The 16,848-nt window shown below is 37.4% G+C and carries 17 protein-coding genes; 6 read left to right on the top strand and 11 right to left on the bottom strand.

Annotated elements, in window-relative coordinates; genetic code table 11:
• Window positions 1-89: 89 nt before the first annotated feature.
• From BMZ31_RS07280 to BMZ31_RS07270, 3 genes are all read right to left on the bottom strand, one after another.
• A complete protein-coding gene (locus BMZ31_RS07280; RefSeq protein ID WP_175478046.1) occupies window positions 90-2,195 on the bottom strand; it encodes a peptidoglycan D,D-transpeptidase FtsI family protein in 2,106 nt (701 codons plus the stop codon).
• Window positions 2,196-2,408: 213 nt separating this feature from the next.
• Complete coding sequence (locus BMZ31_RS07275; protein ID WP_090831062.1) at window positions 2,409-3,629, bottom strand: MFS transporter; 1,221 nt, start codon at window positions 3,627-3,629, stop codon at window positions 2,409-2,411.
• Window positions 3,630-3,960: 331 nt separating this feature from the next.
• Entirely contained in the window at window positions 3,961-4,569 is a 609-nt protein-coding gene (locus tag BMZ31_RS07270; protein ID WP_090831061.1) for a superoxide dismutase, read from the bottom strand.
• Between the two features lie 354 nt (window positions 4,570-4,923).
• Here BMZ31_RS07270 and BMZ31_RS07265 point away from each other — a divergent pair, with 354 nt between their 5' ends.
• Window positions 4,924-5,619: a Crp/Fnr family transcriptional regulator gene (locus tag BMZ31_RS07265; protein ID WP_090831060.1), complete on the top strand. Its 696-nt coding sequence runs from the start codon at window positions 4,924-4,926 to the stop codon at window positions 5,617-5,619.
• Between the two features lie 139 nt (window positions 5,620-5,758).
• On the opposite strand, the gene BMZ31_RS07260 is transcribed toward BMZ31_RS07265, so the two are convergent.
• Window positions 5,759-6,241 (bottom strand): DUF456 domain-containing protein, encoded by a 483-nt coding sequence (locus BMZ31_RS07260; protein ID WP_090831059.1) that lies wholly within the window; start codon window positions 6,239-6,241, stop codon window positions 5,759-5,761.
• A gap of 161 nt (window positions 6,242-6,402) precedes the next feature.
• Between BMZ31_RS07260 and BMZ31_RS07255 the strand changes: the two genes are divergently transcribed.
• Entirely contained in the window at window positions 6,403-7,173 is a 771-nt protein-coding gene (locus BMZ31_RS07255; protein WP_090831058.1) for a DUF1189 domain-containing protein, read from the top strand.
• Window positions 7,174-7,287: 114 nt separating this feature from the next.
• Here the strand turns inward: BMZ31_RS07255 and BMZ31_RS07250 are convergent, their stop codons facing one another.
• Complete coding sequence (locus BMZ31_RS07250; RefSeq protein ID WP_090831057.1) at window positions 7,288-8,994, bottom strand: methyl-accepting chemotaxis protein; 1,707 nt, start codon at window positions 8,992-8,994, stop codon at window positions 7,288-7,290.
• Window positions 8,995-9,161: 167 nt separating this feature from the next.
• On the opposite strand from BMZ31_RS07250, the gene BMZ31_RS07245 reads away from it, so the two are divergent.
• Both BMZ31_RS07245 and ispG read left to right on the top strand, forming a co-directional pair.
• Complete coding sequence (locus tag BMZ31_RS07245; protein ID WP_090831056.1) at window positions 9,162-9,494, top strand: hypothetical protein; 333 nt, start codon at window positions 9,162-9,164, stop codon at window positions 9,492-9,494.
• A gap of 110 nt (window positions 9,495-9,604) precedes the next feature.
• The gene (gene ispG, locus BMZ31_RS07240; RefSeq protein WP_090831055.1) at window positions 9,605-10,720 is read left to right on the top strand and encodes a flavodoxin-dependent (E)-4-hydroxy-3-methylbut-2-enyl-diphosphate synthase; all 1,116 of its coding nucleotides are present in this window, start codon (window positions 9,605-9,607) and stop codon (window positions 10,718-10,720) included.
• A 58-nt stretch (window positions 10,721-10,778) separates the two neighbouring features.
• Here ispG and BMZ31_RS07235 read toward each other — a convergent pair whose 3' ends face one another.
• Window positions 10,779-11,156 carry a YybS family protein gene (locus BMZ31_RS07235; protein WP_090831054.1) on the bottom strand — a complete coding sequence of 126 codons (378 nt, stop codon included), beginning with the start codon at window positions 11,154-11,156 and terminating at the stop codon, window positions 10,779-10,781.
• Between the two features lie 210 nt (window positions 11,157-11,366).
• Between BMZ31_RS07235 and BMZ31_RS07230 the strand changes: the two genes are divergently transcribed.
• Window positions 11,367-11,939, top strand: coding sequence for a hypothetical protein (locus BMZ31_RS07230; RefSeq protein WP_090831053.1), 573 nt, complete (start codon window positions 11,367-11,369; stop codon window positions 11,937-11,939).
• Window positions 11,940-11,963: 24 nt separating this feature from the next.
• On the opposite strand, the gene BMZ31_RS07225 is transcribed toward BMZ31_RS07230, so the two are convergent.
• The 3 genes from BMZ31_RS07225 to BMZ31_RS07215 are packed head-to-tail and all read right to left on the bottom strand — an operon-like array spanning window position 11,964 to window position 14,016.
• Entirely contained in the window at window positions 11,964-12,371 is a 408-nt protein-coding gene (locus tag BMZ31_RS07225) for a zinc uptake transcriptional repressor Zur (RefSeq protein WP_090831052.1), read from the bottom strand.
• Window positions 12,372-12,382: 11 nt separating this feature from the next.
• The gene (locus BMZ31_RS07220; RefSeq protein ID WP_090831051.1) at window positions 12,383-13,228 is read right to left on the bottom strand and encodes a metal ABC transporter permease; all 846 of its coding nucleotides are present in this window, start codon (window positions 13,226-13,228) and stop codon (window positions 12,383-12,385) included.
• Window positions 13,222-14,016: a metal ABC transporter ATP-binding protein gene (locus BMZ31_RS07215; protein WP_090831050.1), complete on the bottom strand. Its 795-nt coding sequence runs from the start codon at window positions 14,014-14,016 to the stop codon at window positions 13,222-13,224. The genes BMZ31_RS07220 and BMZ31_RS07215 overlap by 7 nt, the downstream gene beginning before the upstream one ends.
• A gap of 185 nt (window positions 14,017-14,201) precedes the next feature.
• Between BMZ31_RS07215 and BMZ31_RS07210 the strand changes: the two genes are divergently transcribed.
• The gene (locus BMZ31_RS07210) at window positions 14,202-14,456 is read left to right on the top strand and encodes a DUF2624 domain-containing protein (protein WP_090831049.1); all 255 of its coding nucleotides are present in this window, start codon (window positions 14,202-14,204) and stop codon (window positions 14,454-14,456) included.
• 39 nt (window positions 14,457-14,495) lie between these two features.
• On the opposite strand, the gene BMZ31_RS07205 is transcribed toward BMZ31_RS07210, so the two are convergent.
• Together BMZ31_RS07205 and BMZ31_RS07200 are read right to left on the bottom strand one after the other, a co-directional pair.
• Window positions 14,496-15,389, bottom strand: coding sequence for a deoxyribonuclease IV (locus tag BMZ31_RS07205; RefSeq protein ID WP_090831048.1), 894 nt, complete (start codon window positions 15,387-15,389; stop codon window positions 14,496-14,498).
• A 29-nt stretch (window positions 15,390-15,418) separates the two neighbouring features.
• The gene (locus tag BMZ31_RS07200) at window positions 15,419-16,732 is read right to left on the bottom strand and encodes a DEAD/DEAH box helicase (protein ID WP_090831047.1); all 1,314 of its coding nucleotides are present in this window, start codon (window positions 16,730-16,732) and stop codon (window positions 15,419-15,421) included.
• Window positions 16,733-16,848: the final 116 nt, after the last annotated feature.

The raw sequence follows: 16,848 nt of genomic DNA, 5'->3' as shown, positions 1-16,848 counted from the left end.
TTGATACTTTTCTTAAACATAGCCAATAAGTTTATGCAATCTAAAAAAGCTGCCTCCAATTGGGAGACAGCTTTCTAAGCTAGGTGATTCTATTCATTTGTAATTGTTTGTTCGCCATTTTGCGCTTGTAACGGCTGTTGCTCGGTTCCTTCAGTACCCGTATTTTGACCTTGACGCTTTTTCTTCAATTCAAAATAAACATCCATTACTTTTTCGCCAATCTTAAGATTGGACTTGTTGTCATGATCTCCTTGGAATGCCCATGGTACCAGTACAGCCATTGCCACTTCAGGATTTTGCGTAGGCGCATAGCCGATTAAACTTAGATTCATGACTTCTGGTGGCTCTTTCCCGTATTTGCTTCTTTGTGGGCCATCATAGAAAGCTTCCGCCGTTCCGGTCTTACCTGCCGGACTATAAGCTTTTCCTCCAAAATAACCTACCGCTGTTCCCTGAGGTTCTTGCATTACCTGTCTAAAACCTTCTTGAACTCGCTCTATCCATTCTTTTTTCATATCAACACGATTAAGAATTTTTGGTTGGATATCTTGAATGATTGGACCCATTTCATCATTCTTCATGACAGGCTCCCTTATTTCTTTAACCATTTGCGGCTGGAGGCGATAGCCGCCATTTGCAATGGTAGAGATATATTGAGCTAACTGCATCGTTGAATAGGTATCATATTGCCCAATTGATAAGTCAAGCAGGAAACCTGGCTTTTTAAGTGGTCCCTTGTATCCCATTGTTTCATTTGGTAAGTCTATTCCTGTCCTTACTCCTAAGCCAAATTGACTGAACGATTGTCTTATTGTATCAAAGGCTTGTGATTCTACTCCTAAAGGCTGGTTAAAAACGTAATGCCCCTTACCAATAGCAATAGCAGTTTTAAACATGTAAACGTTGGAGGATCTTCTTAAAGCCATTAAATCGTTGATATTCCCCATCGTTCTCCAAGATTTCTTTACTGGTGTTCCTTTAATTTGCATCGGTGAATCTAAAATAGTTTGATTCGGATGAATGGCGCCAGTTTGATAACCAGTTAAAATTGTAGCTCCTTTAACAGTAGAACCTACGTTATAGGACGTTGTAATATTGCCAAGTGCATCGTCTGTCATTTCAGGCTTGCCTGTCTCTTTATTTTTTACGATTTTTTTACCCGCCATTGTAAGGATTTCACCCGTATGGGGGTTCATTAAAACGACATAGGCACGATCAAGTAATGCTGTTCCAGGTTGCTGTTTTGCATCCCACAATTGCTCTTCAACAATTTTTTCCACTTCTTTTTGCAATTCCATATCAATCGAAAGTACAAGGTCCTTCCCTCTTTTCCCTTCTGAAATCACTTCAGTTGAAAGGATGTTCCCTGCCTTATCTGTCTTATTCTTTACCTTCGCTTTTTGACCGTGTAATACATCTTCATATTGCATTTCGATATAACTCTTTCCAACTCTATCATTACGGCTGTAGTCTCTTGCGATATAATAGTCAAGCTGGTTTTTAGGTATTCCTTCTTCAGCGCTTGTTACGTTTCCAAGGACAGATTTCAATGTGTCTTCAAAAGCATAATAACGATCCCAGTCCGTCGTCGTATCAACACCTGGCAAGTACTCCAGGTTTTCGCTTACTACTGCAAACTCTTCAGGCGTAACATCTTCATTTTTAACTATTTGAGGTGTTAAAGCATAACCACTGTTAAACTCTCTGTAAATGGCCAACACTTCTAAGTCTTGTTTAGAGAGCATGTCAAGATCATGTTCATCTACTCTATCGAGAGTCAGTTTATACAAATCTTTATCCGTGAGCTTTTCTTGTGCAAAAAGCGTTTTTTCTTTTTTGGTGATTTTCTTATCTGCTTCTTTCGGATGCTTCATAATCCAAAAATCTTTCTTGTCTCTTTCTTGGACTTTGTCTGTGTCCTTTTTAATAAGAACCGCCAATCTTTCAGCTACTTCAAGCATCTCTTCTTGTTTCGTTCCTTGATATTTTGTATACGTAATCGCATTCAGCGGGGTATTATCCACTATGATCATTCCGTTCCGATCATACATTTTCCCACGTGGAACCGGATTATTAACGGTTATGTCTTCGGTTCTTTCAATTTCTCTTTTGAAATCATCTCCGTATACAATTTGGACAACACCAAGTCGCAATATCAACAAAGAAAATAAGAGAAAAACAGCAAAGAACAACATGTTTAGCCGGAAAGGGACATGTGTCTTCTTTTTCTTCTTTTTATTCAACAGTATCACACTACCTTTTACAAAATTCGATACTACCTATTCTAAAAGAAAAAAATGATTTGCGCTATGAGGAAGGCTTACCATTTTTAATATTTAACAAAAAAGAGTAGTGGTAATTTTTTCTTTAAACTAAAAAAGCAATGAGTCCTAATTTCCTCATTGCTCTTACCCTTCCGACAACTCAACTTTCCTAATAAAGAAATAGATACATGTATGACCCGCACCTAAAATCAACAATAACACCGGTATGCTCTTCGCTTCATCAAAAAAAGTCACTGCAATCAAGAAACTTAATATTGAAGCGATTCTTCCAGCGTTTAAGAAGATTTCTTTGACAACCACATATTCGATCCTCATTTCGGCCGCATTCCATCCTTTTCCGATTACATCATATGTCATGGACATATATGGCACAAGCAAAATAGGATACGCAATTGCGATGACGGCTGCATAGAGCAAAAGTTTAAAAAACGTAACCTTCCAAACAATCAGGAATACTGCTCCATATAATAAGATTCCACCCGTAAGAATAGCCTTTTTTCTATTATGCGGTTTAATGTATCTCGAAGCAAAATAATAGGCCACAAATGCAATTCCAGAATTTAATAATCCAAATGTCCCCAAAGCAAATTCACTTCCAGTAGATATAAAAACGAATACAGAGACAACAAATAAGAATGTACCTTCTCTGAGACCTTGAAAAAAGTGAGCGTGTAGAATGTATCGCCAATTTGGGTTGTTTTTTCTTTCTGACATCACTCTCATGAAACAATATTTACCGCTGGCAGGTCTTCTTTTTAAAGAAAAGCTCAAGAAAACAGCGAGTCCAAATAAACAGAGCGATAAGCCAAATACAATGGAATAGCCCCCGTAGGAAATGTACTTAGAAATAATAAACCCCGCAACCATGGGGCCAATCATTCCTCCTAATGAGGAAAGTATCCCTAAAAATCCATTAAAATAATCCCTTGTGTCTGGTTCTGTGATTTCAAATGTGAGTACGTTAAATGCAAGCCAATAAAATCCGTAACCTATCCCGAGAAGTCCTCCCAAAAGAAGGATGAAATCTGTTGCTCTTGTTCCAATGAACAAGACTGCCAAATAGAAAATGGTAAGGAAGATGACACCCATTCGTAAAACAATGACCCTATCAACTTTTTTGGCCCATCTCCCCGCAAGGATAAAAGTCAACGGCTGCATGATGACTATGGCCAAATTGTACATTCCGATATCGGCAAATTTACCCGATTGCTTCCATAGATAGATATTAACGAATGTATTTGATAGAGCGATACTTAACGAATACAGGCCGCCAATCATTAATAGTAATGACAGATTCCGTGATGCTTCAACGTTTCCATCTTCATGTTTGAATATGTTTAGCATAGAAACTCCCCTTTGCATAAGGGTAGTTTCTTACATCTCTGTGGTAATTATTCGTATTTAGATTTCGACCGTCTAATGAATGATACTTTGCATTTTACTCCATGGCTGTTTTCACATAGATTGTTGCTTTTTCGATTAAAGCAACAATATGTATAGATTCTTATTTCGTGCTCTTTTCCTCAATATGAAATTCTAACCCCTAATTTCCTAGTGGGATATGGAGAGAAAAAGCCCTACTGCCGGCTTTTACTTGTTCCAATAACAACAAAGTTTACGAAAAGAACCTAATCAATTAAAAAAAGAGCCGGCGTTCGCCAGCTCCTTTAAAAAATTATTTTGCTTGAGCGTAACGCTCAGCAACTGCATCCCAATTAATAACGTTCCAGAAAGAGTTGATGTATTCTGGACGACGGTTTTGATAGTTCAAGTAATAAGCATGTTCCCAAACATCTAAACCAAGAACAGGAGTTTTGCCTTCCATTAATGGTGAGTCCTGGTTTGGTGTACTTGTCACTTCAAGCTCACCGTTGTTTACTACAAGCCAAGCCCAACCAGAACCAAAACGAGTTGTTGCAGCTTTAGCAAACTCTTCTTTAAAGCTTTCTAAGCTTCCAAACTTACTGTTGATTGCTTCAGCAAGTTCACCAGTTGGCTCTCCGCCACCGTTTGCAGAAAGGATTTCCCAGAATAAAGAATGGTTAGCGTGACCGCCGCCATTGTTACGTACAGCTGTACGAACTGCTTCTGGAACTGCATCCAGGTTTGCAACTACCTCTTCTACAGTCTTAGAAAGAAGTTCTTCATTTCCTTCTAATGCAGCATTTAGGTTTGTTACATAAGTGTTATGATGCTTTGTGTGGTGAATGTTCATTGTTTCTTTGTCGATGTGAGGCTCAAGAGCATCGTACGCGTAAGGTAATTGTGGTAATTCAAATGCCATAATTAACTTCCTCCTATGTATTCATGGTTTTTAACAGCTTAGACTTCTATTCAGAAAAATCCTTCAGAATATAGTTAAAGCACGTTAGCTATAGATTACCAAAGTTCGGTAATTCTTTCAAATGAAACGCACCAACTTACACTTCCCTTTTTGATGGAACTCTACCCCCTTTACATTTCAGTTCAAAATTCGAAAAATTGTCGTTTTTATAAAATCCCTTTCAGTACTTACGATCAGCTTCAATATTTATAGTTAATCATCTACATATAGGAGATACCTGTATTGACGTGGTGACTTTTATTTCCTTAAATCAAATCATAAAGAGTCATTAACATTACATAAGGAGGGGTGGCATTGAATCACAGCGCATCCTTACTTTACAATCTTTTGCGAACATTTTTTAAAAGGCAGGACCATTTACAAAAAGTAAAGGAAGGAACAGTACTTTTTCAAGAAAAAGAGATAGTCGAAAATATTTATCTTATCTTAAAGGGTAGCGTTGCTCTCGGAAGAGTTCATATGAAAGGCAAAGAGTTTATCATGAAAATCATAAGTAATGAGGACATCATCCTCGAGTATCAACTATTCAAAAACAATGCTTACTATCATTTCTCTGCAAAAACCTTGGAAGATTGTGAATTTCTATGTATTAAAAAGAAGGATTTCGAGGAATTTGTTTCGCATGACCCTGAAGCAATGAATGCATTATCTACTTGGCTGAGTTTAAGCTATTTAAAAGCCCAAATGAAATGCCAAGACTTGTTGATGAATGGAAAGAAAGGCGGACTATACTCCATTTTAATTAGGCTATGCCATTCGTACGGGATCATGACAGAGGAAGGTATCATAATAGACTTGCCCTTAACCCATCAAGACCTTGCAAATCTAACCTATGGGACCCGAGAAGTGATCCAAAGATCATTAAGGGAACTCCGAGATCAAGGTATAGTGTCTTATGACCAGCAAAGAATCACGATCCGCCGCTTAAGTTATCTAAAGGAAGAAGTCGACTGTCAAAATTGTGCTTCGGAAGTTTGTGGTTTAAATTGAGAGGCTCTGTTAAACTTGCCTGTTAATTTCCGCTTCAATAAACAAAGTGCTAAAAATCAACAGTGAACTTTAGCATAGCCAATTAATAATAAAAGAGAAGGCCCTGTTAATGCGTTTATAACAGGGCCTTCTCTTCATTTTATGAGACTTGATAAAGAAAGTATGCGATCATCAATCCTTGAAGGATGGTTTTCGCAAAGATTGAACTGATCAATCCTACCACGGACCCGATGCCTACTTTTACACTTTCATTAAGTCCTTTTTTATTGACGACTGCTTCTGCGATAATAGCTCCAATAAAGGGACCTAATATAATTCCGAAGACATTCAAGATTATGGGACCAACTAGTAAACCTATTGTACTCCCCCATACAGCCGCTTTAGAACCACCGTACTTTTTCACTCCGATTAGATTCGCTGCGTAATCTGCTCCAAAAAGTAATACCACGAACGTTCCTTGAATCACCCAGAAGAACCAATTAAGTGGTTCGAATGAGAACAGAACACCATATAACAGAAAACCTGCAATGACGAACAAGGAACTAGGGATGATCGGAAATACTAAACCAATAAAAGCGACTATAAACATCACGATGATGATCGACCAATATACACTTTCCATGGAACACCTCTTCTATTTCATTACGATTTATAAATCAATAAACGCTTTCTTAACATTAAATACCCATTTACCTTATAGGTATCCTATTACCTTAACATCTTGTACAATAAATCCTGTAAAGTTACAATAAATGATGAATACGTTTAAGGGTGTGTGTCAATATGAGTATTTTTAAGCAATTTTTTAAAAGCATATATTCTCCAAGGGATATTGCCGTCTTTCGGTTTCAGGGAATCGGAAAAACCATTCTCTATGTTTTCTTTTTAACACTGATTGCTGTTTTACCATCCATATTTTATTTTAGCATTTCAGCCAACTCGGGTATCGATTCCGCACAAAAAGGGATCGAAAAGAAGTTACCTGACTTCTCTATAGAAGATTTCGAACTTAAGACGAATGAAACCAGCCCCATAACAGTCGTAGAAAATGACACGACGATCATATTTGACGGCACAGGCTCGGTAAGTAAAGAGGACATTGAGCATTCTAACAATTCACTTGCCCTTTTAAAAAATGAATTCGTTCTTGTTGCTGGGAATCAAGTACATACTTATCCTTATTCCATGTTTACGCTAAAATCGATCACAAAAGATGAATTACTTGGGTTCATAGATAAAGTAGATCAAATGATGTATATAATCTTACCTGTTTTCTTCATCTTGATTTACCTCTTTACAACTGCAATCAAGTTTATTGAAGTATCTTTCCTGGCAGTACTAGGATTAGTCCTAAAAAATCTTATCGGTAGAAATGTTGAGTATCGACATACATGGAGAATGGCCGCATACAGCGTGACCCTGCCTACCTTGTTTTTTACCATCATGGCCGCAATTCAAACAAATGTCCCGAATGGATTTATCCTCAACTGGTTTGTAGGGATTATAGTTTTATATCTAGCCATTAAAGAAATTCCTAAACCCAAAGGAAAATAATCGTCTTAACAGAAAAGTGTACTCTCAGGTTATTCTTAACCTTTCCAAGACGACGAAAGGAAGATTGAACCAAAAGCAAAAGAGCGGAAAAAAGCCGCTCTTTTTTGCTCCCTATTAAAGCTGAAAACCATCGGTTAATTTAGTAAGAGAAGTTGAAATTTCATTTAGACGTTTACCGGTTTCGTAATTGCTTCTTATCGTCGTCATTTGCTCTTCTGATGAAGAAAGAATTTCTTCAGCACTCGCTAAGGTTTGTTGAGCTATCGATACAAAATTTTCTGTTGAATTTTCGATAGATGGTAAAGTTTCTTTCAATTCGATTAAGTCATTTTGGACATTTCCGATTAATTCACTAACAGAAAGAATCTTTATCATCAATTGATCAAAAGCAGACTTACTTTCAATAGCAATTTTTTGATGGTCTTTAAAACGAAGAAGCATGTTATCAAATTGTTTAGAAGCTTGATATGATATACTCTCCATTTCCCCAATCATTTCAGTGATAGCTTCTGTGGCATTAGATGATTGTTCTGCCAACTTACGGACTTCACTTGCCACAACAGCAAATCCTTTTCCTGCTTCACCTGCCCTTGCAGCTTCAATTGCTGCATTTAGGGCTAAAAGCTTGGTTTGATCTGCGATTTGCTTAATGATCGTTACAACGTTTGCAATGGATAGTGAATGGTTTTTCACTTGATTCACAGTGATTGTCACACTGTCGATTTCTTTTTCAAAAATCGAAATCAATTCCGCCATATTCTCAACGTTCTTTTCTCCAGTCACAGCTAGATTATTCATCAAGATAGTATTCTCCATTACAGATTCCATGTGACCAAATGCGTGCTCCACAGTATGTTTCATATCCCTATACAATTTTACATTAATTTCAGAGCTGCCTGCTGTTTCATTAGCACCGCCCCTTACCACATAAATCGCTCTCAAGAGTTGTTCATTGTCACTCATTACTCGATTTGAAATACCACTTAATTCATTTCCGGTAATGGATAAATGAAAAGTCGTTTTTGATATGTTACTCAATAAATCCTTCATTTGAGTTAACATGAGCTGAAAACTCTCATAAAGGGAAAGAATTTCTGGAGTCGTTGTTTTTGGGGTTAACTGTATATTCAATTTACCTGTTCTTACTTCCTTCATGATTTCTGTCAACCTTACAAGCGGGATCGTCAGGCTTCTAACAAGAACAAGGAGAAGTATGGCTGTAATCACCAATCCAATCCCTGCCACGATCATAATATATATGGCTAACTTTGTTACATCTTTCATATATAAAGTTTCAGGTAAGGCAATAACAAAAATGCCTTTTAATTCTTGGACATTCTGAAAGGCAAGTGTGTATTCTTCCCCATTGATTTCCCTATGTATGACTCCACGTTTTGTTGAATTGATTTCTTTTAACACTTCTTTATTGATTGAAATCGATTGACGATTATTCTGATTTATCGGTTTGATCTTTTCGCCATTGATAAGGAGATAACTACTCGCTAAACCATCTTGTGAAAGTTTCGAATCAAGTTTTCGAAGCGACTGATTCATTTTCGCCTCAAACTTCGATTCATTCCCAACATATATTAGCATCAAATTTTGTGCAGTATCATAAACAGATTGTACGTCAGTTTCCAATCTTTGTTCCATTAGCTGCTGGGTAGAATCTTTCGCAATGTAGTACGCAATAAATGCCACGGAAATAACCGTACAAATTAACAAACTTAAAGTCAAAAGTAACAATCTACTTAGTAAAGAGAATTTTCCAAGCCGCTCTTTTACAAATCCTATCTTAAGTGAATCCATTGTCAACTTCATGTTGCGCCCCCTTCTTTTACATATTTTATTTTAAAGATGAAGTATTAAGGGCATGTAAAGGTAATGTAAAGACTGGGTAATAGTGCCCATTATCAAAGAAAAAATTGTCATATGAATAGATGGACAAGCATATAAATGGAGAAAACAATTGTCCGGAGGAATGGCTGATGAAGAAATTATTCGTACTCTCCCTTACACTACTATTGATATATGCCATTTATTACGATTTAAAAGTAGGTACATTACCACATACTATCATGGAGGAGAAAGAAGTCATGGCAGAAGTAAGTTCTAATGAGGGTGCCTCTTCACCTTATTTTGAACAAAAAGTAACTCCAGGAGATACCGTGCTTTCTATCATTGAATCTAAAATTGATAAACCTATACCTATATCCATTAGTGAGGTCATACAAGATTTCAAAAAACTTAATTCTGGTCAAAAACCAGAAAAAATTCAGATCGGGAAAAAATACAAGTTTCCTGATTATTCAAAGGAATAATCGAAATGGTTTCTTTCCTTGTCAATTCCAGTGCTCTGCTGATAGAATAATCTCATATTGTTTTTTCAATTGCACTTATTGAATCCGATTTTTAAAAGGAGCGAAAACCTTTGAACGAAATTATACATCGCACGAAAACCCGTCCTGTCAAGGTAGGTAATTTAACGATAGGCGGCAATAATGAACTAGTCATCCAAAGTATGACTACTACAAAGACGCATGACGTGGAAGCAACTGTTGCTGAAATCTTGCGTCTTGAAGAAGCCGGCTGTCAAATTGTCCGTGTTGCTTGTCCAGACGAACGTGCTGCTAATGCAATAGCAGAAATCAAAAAAAGAATTAATATTCCTCTTGTGGTTGATATTCATTTTGATTATAAATTGGCTCTAAAAGCGATTGAAGGCGGTGCTGACAAAATCCGCATCAATCCAGGTAACATCGGCAAAAGGGAAAAAGTTGAAGCGGTCGTAAAGGCTGCTAAGGCAAAAGGTATTCCTATCCGTATTGGTGTTAACGCAGGTTCTCTTGAGAAAAGAATCATCGAAAAATATGGATATCCAACAGCAGATGGAATGGTTGAAAGTGCCCTTCATCATATCAAAATCTTAGAAGACCTTGATTTCCATGACATCATCGTTTCTATGAAAGCTTCTGATGTTCCATTAGCAATTGAAGCATACGAGAAGGCTGCAAAAGCATTTGACTACCCTCTTCACCTTGGCATTACAGAGTCTGGGACACTGTTTTCTGGAACTGTTAAAAGTGCTGCGGGTCTAGGCGCAATTTTAAGTAAAGGCATTGGAAACACCCTTAGAGTTTCCTTAAGTGCTGATCCAGTTGAGGAAGTAAAGGTTGCAAGGGAACTCCTTAAGGTTTTCGGATTGTCTTCAAATGCAGCAACCCTAATTTCATGTCCAACTTGTGGAAGAATCGAAATCGACCTCATTAGCATTGCAAATGAAGTTGAAGAATATATTCAACAAATTAAAGCACCAATTAAAGTGGCTGTTCTTGGATGCGCAGTAAACGGTCCAGGAGAAGCAAGGGAAGCAGATATTGGCATCGCTGGCGCGAGGAAAGAAGGATTACTTTTCCGTAAAGGTGAAATCGTAAGGAAGGTCCCTGAAGCTACCATGGTTGAAGAACTTAAAAAGGAAATCGACCAGATTGCTGAAGAATATTTCCAGAAAAAAGCTGCTGAACAAGCTGAAATTCAAGAAGTTTAGAAAAGTGAAATCGAAAAGATGCCTGGCAGCCGCCAGGCATCTTTCTTTTGCTCCTACTTTAGAAAAACGGGAGGATAAAAATGCCGATGATAATAGAAACGGCACCAATCCCAATTGCCCAGCTTCCTGAAGCTTCTGCTCCTCTTCGCCTTGCAACAAAACCTAACACAATTCCTGCAGCACCAAACAGAATTGGCATGATGAACAATGAAAGTACAGAGAGAGCAAGTGCAGCGTAACCTACACCTCTACCGCTATCCACTCTGTCATGATCGTAATCATGCTCCCTTTCCCGTCTGAGTGTAACTGGAGCAGCAATTTCAGCAGCAGTCTCTTCCCTAAACCCTGATTCCGCTGATCGATATTGGTCATCTTCTCCAATGTCAGTACTATGACGAAGATCGTTTATTTCAAAATTTCGATCTTGATCTGCCATGTAGGATCCCTCACTTTCAATGATAGGAGCCTTCATAGTGTTTACTGCTCACGTTTTTTTACTATGTCAATGTTTAACTAAATAGTTGTTTGTTGCATGATTAGCCATTTCATAAGAAATAGGTAACTTTTTGGTTAAGTTATACAGAGCCATTTATTTTGATAAAATGGATTTATAATATTGTTAGCTCATACATAAAGGAGATTCAAGATGAAAATAAAATTTGGCATCGATATAGATGGAACAGTTACCTGTCCTTCTTCACTTGTACCTTATTTAAACGAATCGTTTAATCTTAATATCACCCTTGATGATATTAAGCAATACGATTTGAATCCGTTGGTAGACATTGACGAAAAGGAATTTGCTAAATGGTTTTATGAAAAAGAGCCGATTATTTATTCACAATCTCCATTGGCTAGCGGAGCAAAAGAGATTCTCGCTAAATGGGAACTTCTCCACGAGTTATGCTTTATCAGCGCACGAGGTGATCATTTATTAGAAATCACCAAGGATTGGTTTGTGAGGAACGAGGTAGGCTTCAATCATATCGAATTAATCGGTACTCATGATAAAATTGGTGCTGCTAAAAAGTTTGAAGTAGATATATTCTTGGAGGATAAACATGACAATGCAGTATCCATCCACGAAGAATGCGGAATTCCTGTTTTGTTATTCAACACTCCATATAATCAAGATCCCATTCCTAAAGGCGTCATTCGAGTAAATGATTGGTTTGAGGCAGATCGTTGGGTGAATGATTGGCTTCTTTCAAAAAAATAAAGGAACGGCATTTGCCGTTCCTTTTTAACATTCTGGACAACGTCCGTAAATTTCAAATTTATGACCAGAAACAACATATCCTTTAAGGTCTTCACTTAAATCTCTCATTGGACAGCTGTCAATTTCTTTCGTTTTACCGCAATCCATACAAATGAAATGATGATGATGGTGATTAAGTGAACACATAAAACGAAAATGTTTTTCACCAGATAATTCGGTCATTTCAAGAATCCCAAGTTCAGCAAAAACAGACAAGTTACGGTAGATGGTATCAAAGCTCAATCCTGGATAATCGTCTTTCATTTTATCCAGTACGTCTTTTGCTGTGAGATATTTATTGTTTTGGGCAAAGACTTGTAACATCTCTTCTCTTTTACCCGTATATTTATATCCATGATCCTTCAGCACTTGAAGGGCTTCATTTACATTCATATTAAATTCTCCTAACGTGCAGGCATTCTTGTACCCATTTTCTTATACAAAATGGCCAGAATTAAGATTAGAACAGAAATCATGACAATTGTTCCCCCTGGAGCTAAATCCAGATAATACGATATCGTTAAACCGCTAAGGACTGACAACTCCCCAAACAAACAAGAAAGAAAAATCGTTTGTTTAAATCCTTTTGAGATTCGAATACTCGCAGCAACCGGTAAGGTCATCAGAGAAGAAACAAGTAATATCCCTACAATCCTCATCGAAGCAGCAATCACGAGTGCAACCATTACGATAAAAATAAAGTGAACACTCTTTACAGCTATTCCCGATGCCTTTGCATGGTCCTCATCAAATGAAAGCAAAAATAGCTCTTTATATAGAGCAATAACAACTCCAATAACAACTAATCCTATGATGAAAATGATCCATAAATCCATACGACTTACGGCACTTACACTACCAAATAAATAACTAAATAAGTCCGTGTTAAAACCGTCGGCAAGTGAGATGAAAATTACACCTAAACCTATACCACCAGAGAGAATGATTGGAATGGCTAGCTCTTGATAATGTTTATATACACTGCGAAGCTTTTCGATAAACAAAGAACCTGTAACAGAAAAGGCCATCCCCATGTAAAGAGGATTGAAAATACCCATTGTGCCAAGCTTCTTTTCAAGTAGTAAACTTGCTGCAATTCCCGCCAAAGTAACATGGCTTAACGCATCTGCAATTAGTGATAACCTTCTTACAACGATGAATACACCAAGTAAAGGGGCAATGACTCCAATCATCAATCCTGTGAGAAAGGCGTTCTGTAAAAATTCGTATTGAAATAACCCTTCTAACATGTTCCCGCTCCTTTTTCACCGTGATGTTCGTGATGATGATGTGACAGGACATGTACGTCATGTCCATAGAAACCAGACATCTTATTTTCTTCTTGATTCATGAAGTCTTCTGTTTTCCCGTGAAAATGCAGATGCTTGTTTAAGCATGCAACGTGAGTGACTTTATCGGAAATCGTTCCAATATCATGTGTCACTAATAGAAGCGTAATTCCCCAGTTCAAGTTTAGATCATGGAGCATTTCATAAAAAGTTTGTACATTTTCTGCGTCCACTCCGACTGTCGGCTCATCGAGTATCAGAAGCTTCGGTTCGCTAACAAGAGCTCTCGCAATGAATACCCTTTGTTGCTGTCCTCCTGATAGTTCACCGATATTTCGATCCATAAACTCTTTCATTCCAACTGATTCAAGAGCCTTTACCACAATGGGTTTGTCTTCTTTCCGAAAAAAACGAAACATACCTAGTTTCTTAGTCAATCCACTCGCTACAACTTCAAATACTGTGGCCGGAAAACCAGTATTAAATGAATTGGCTTTTTGGGAGACATAACCTATAAGTTGCCAATCATGAAATCGGTTAATTTCTTTTCCAAATAACTTTATTTCACCTTGTTGACGCTTAAGCAATCCAAGGAGAATCTTTAATAATGTAGATTTCCCTGACCCGTTTGGACCTACTATTCCTAAGAAGGCACCTTTTGGTATCGATAAATTTATATTTTCAAGGACGGTTTCTTTTTCATAACGATATGTTAATCCTTTTATCTCAACTATAGTTTCTTGTGTCATATATTCACCTTATTTTAAGAATCATTCCGATTTACCACTGAGTAGTATACCGCATTTATTTTTCAAAGGCAATTGCTTTCACTTATTATACATCTAAACATCAAATATAATTTTTATTCATTCCCCCTCTTCTTTTTGTCACTATTTTCAAAAATAGGTCATAAGTTAATTGAGAGGTGATGAGGATGAAGATTTACGAGAACATCATTAATCATAAGATAAGCACCATAACGCCCGATGAATTGCTGAAATATGCGAATCAATTTAAGATTTCAGTGAATCGTACCCAAGCAGTTCAAATCGCGGAGTACTTACACGGAAAAAAAGTAAATATCTTTGATGATAGCCAAAGAGTGAAACTGGTTAAAGAAATAGCTAAGATTGCTGGAGCAGATACCGCCAAAGAAGTAAATAAATTGTTTATGCAATTTATTAAGTAATATAGTAAAAGCTGTGGAACGCATTCCACAGCTTTTTGTTTATGAATTAGCAATTAGATTCATTAACTGATCATTAAATTTCTTTTCTTTGAGCATGGAAATTTCATGCAAATACGGAGCTTTTTTATTGTTCTTATCTTCGCCGACAAATGGTGTCTCGAGAATCTTTGGCACATTTACGAGTTGAGGATGATGAACGATATAGCTAAGTGCGTCATATCCGATATGGCCAAAACCGATATTCTCGTGTCGGTCTTTTCTCATGCCCATTTCATTCTTACTGTCGTTGATATGCATTACTTTTAATTTATCTAATCCAACTATGCGATCAAATTGATCTAGTACTCCATCAAAATCTTCCACTATGTTGTATCCTGCATCATGAGTGTGGCATGTATCAAAACAAACGGAGAGGCGATCACTATAGTTTACACCATCCATGATCATGGCGATTTCCTCAAATGACTTTCCACATTCAGAGCCTTTTCCAGCCATTGTCTCAAGGGCAATCTGAACATTTTCGTTTCCGGTAAGAACTTCATTCAGCCCTTCAACAATCTTCTTAATCCCCGCTTCAGTACCTGCACCTACGTGTGCACCAGGGTGAAGCACAATCTGGCTTGCCCCAAGCGCTTCCGTACGCTCTATTTCAGAACGCAAAAATCTTATTCCTAGTTCAAATGTATCTGGATTTGTAGAGTTGCCAATATTGATGATATATGGGGCGTGAACAATAATTTCATTTATTCCGTTAGCCTCCATATGTCTTCTGCCGGCTTCGATATTCAGATCTTCAATGCTTTTTCTACGTGTATTTTGTGGAGCACCTGTATAAATCATAAAAGTGTTTGCTCCGTATGAAACAGCTTCTTCACTGGCAGCAAGCAACATTTTTTTCCCACTCATGGAAACATGTGACCCTATTTTTAGCATAACTAGCTTTTCCCCCTATAGTGCGAGGTTTATTTCTTCCTCTGCAATCTTCTTTCACGCTTCTTGATAGATTCCATTTCATATTTCATCTTTTTCTTATAACCTGGTTTCACTTTACCTGGCTTCTTAACTAAGGATTTCGCTTTTTTATCAGCAGTATCTTCCTGACGAACTCGCTTTTTACGTTTGTTACGATCTTCAAGCTCTACCCATTCACCATTCTTAAGGTCAACATGCTTGAATGTAATCCCCATCTTTTCAAGTCGATTCAATGAATCTTCATCTGAAACTTCATAAATTGTAAGTGCGATACCTGAGTTACCCGCTCTCGCCGTTCTGCCAACACGGTGAATATAAAAATCAAGATCTGAAGGCAACTCGTAGTTGATTACATGACTAACACCTTCAATATCGATTCCGCGTGCAGCAAGATCCGTTGCAACGATATATTGATACTCAAGATCCTGGACTTGTTTCATCATTTTCCTACGTTCACGAGGGTTAAGGTCACCATGGATTCGACCAACTTTTAGACCTTTGTCAATGAGGAAGTCAGCAACAGTATCTGCCATCTTCTTCGTGTTTGTAAAAACAATAGCTAAGTAAGGATTGAATTGTGTAAGTGCTTCGAAAACATATTCTTTCTTATTACGATGACGTGAAGGCAATAAGTAATGCTCAAGGTTCTCCGCTGCAACTTGCTTTGGTTCAATGTGAACATATTTTGGATTCTCCAGATACTTTTTCAAGAAAGGCTTTAATTTTTCTGGAATCGTCGCTGAGAATACTAGCATCTGCAAATCTTCAGGCATTTTTGCCGCCACTCTGTCCACGTCTTCAAGGAAGCCCATGTCCAGCATCAAGTCTGCTTCATCAATTACAAGTGTCTTAGCTGTATGAATGAAAAGTGCCTGTTCCACCATTAAATCCTTAATTCTACTCGGAGTTCCTACTACAATATGTGGCTGAACTTTTAATTTTTCAATCGATTTTTGTTTATCCGTTCCACCGATATAACAGCGTGCTGTGATTTCATTTCCTGGAGTGCAATGTTCTGTCACCTTTAAAATTTGCTGATAAATTTGAGATGCAAGTTCACGCGTAGGCGCAGTGATGATGGCTTGTACCTCAGCTTTTGCAGGATTGATTTTTTGAAGGATTGGAAGAGCATAAGAATGTGTCTTACCTGTACCTGTCTGTGATTGACCAATTGCACTATCCCCTTTTAAGACAAGTGGAATCATGCGTTCCTGAATTTCAGTAGGTTCATGGAAACCTAACTTCTGCAATGCATTTATGATAAATGGTTGAAAATCATATTTCTCGAATTTTGTTACTTTCATGGTTACTGCTCCTTAAAGTTCATTTATGATCAAATTTTTGTCCATCATGTAATTATAGTAGAGATTAACGTAAATCTCCACCCATTCCCTGATTTTATTATCATCATTCACTTTTT

The organism is Bacillus sp. cl95, assembly GCF_900115925.1.
Lineage (GTDB): Bacteria > Bacillota > Bacilli > Bacillales > Cytobacillaceae > Neobacillus_A.
Note: the sequence above shows the minus strand (reverse complement) of the source record. Positions and strands in the feature narration are given on the sequence as shown.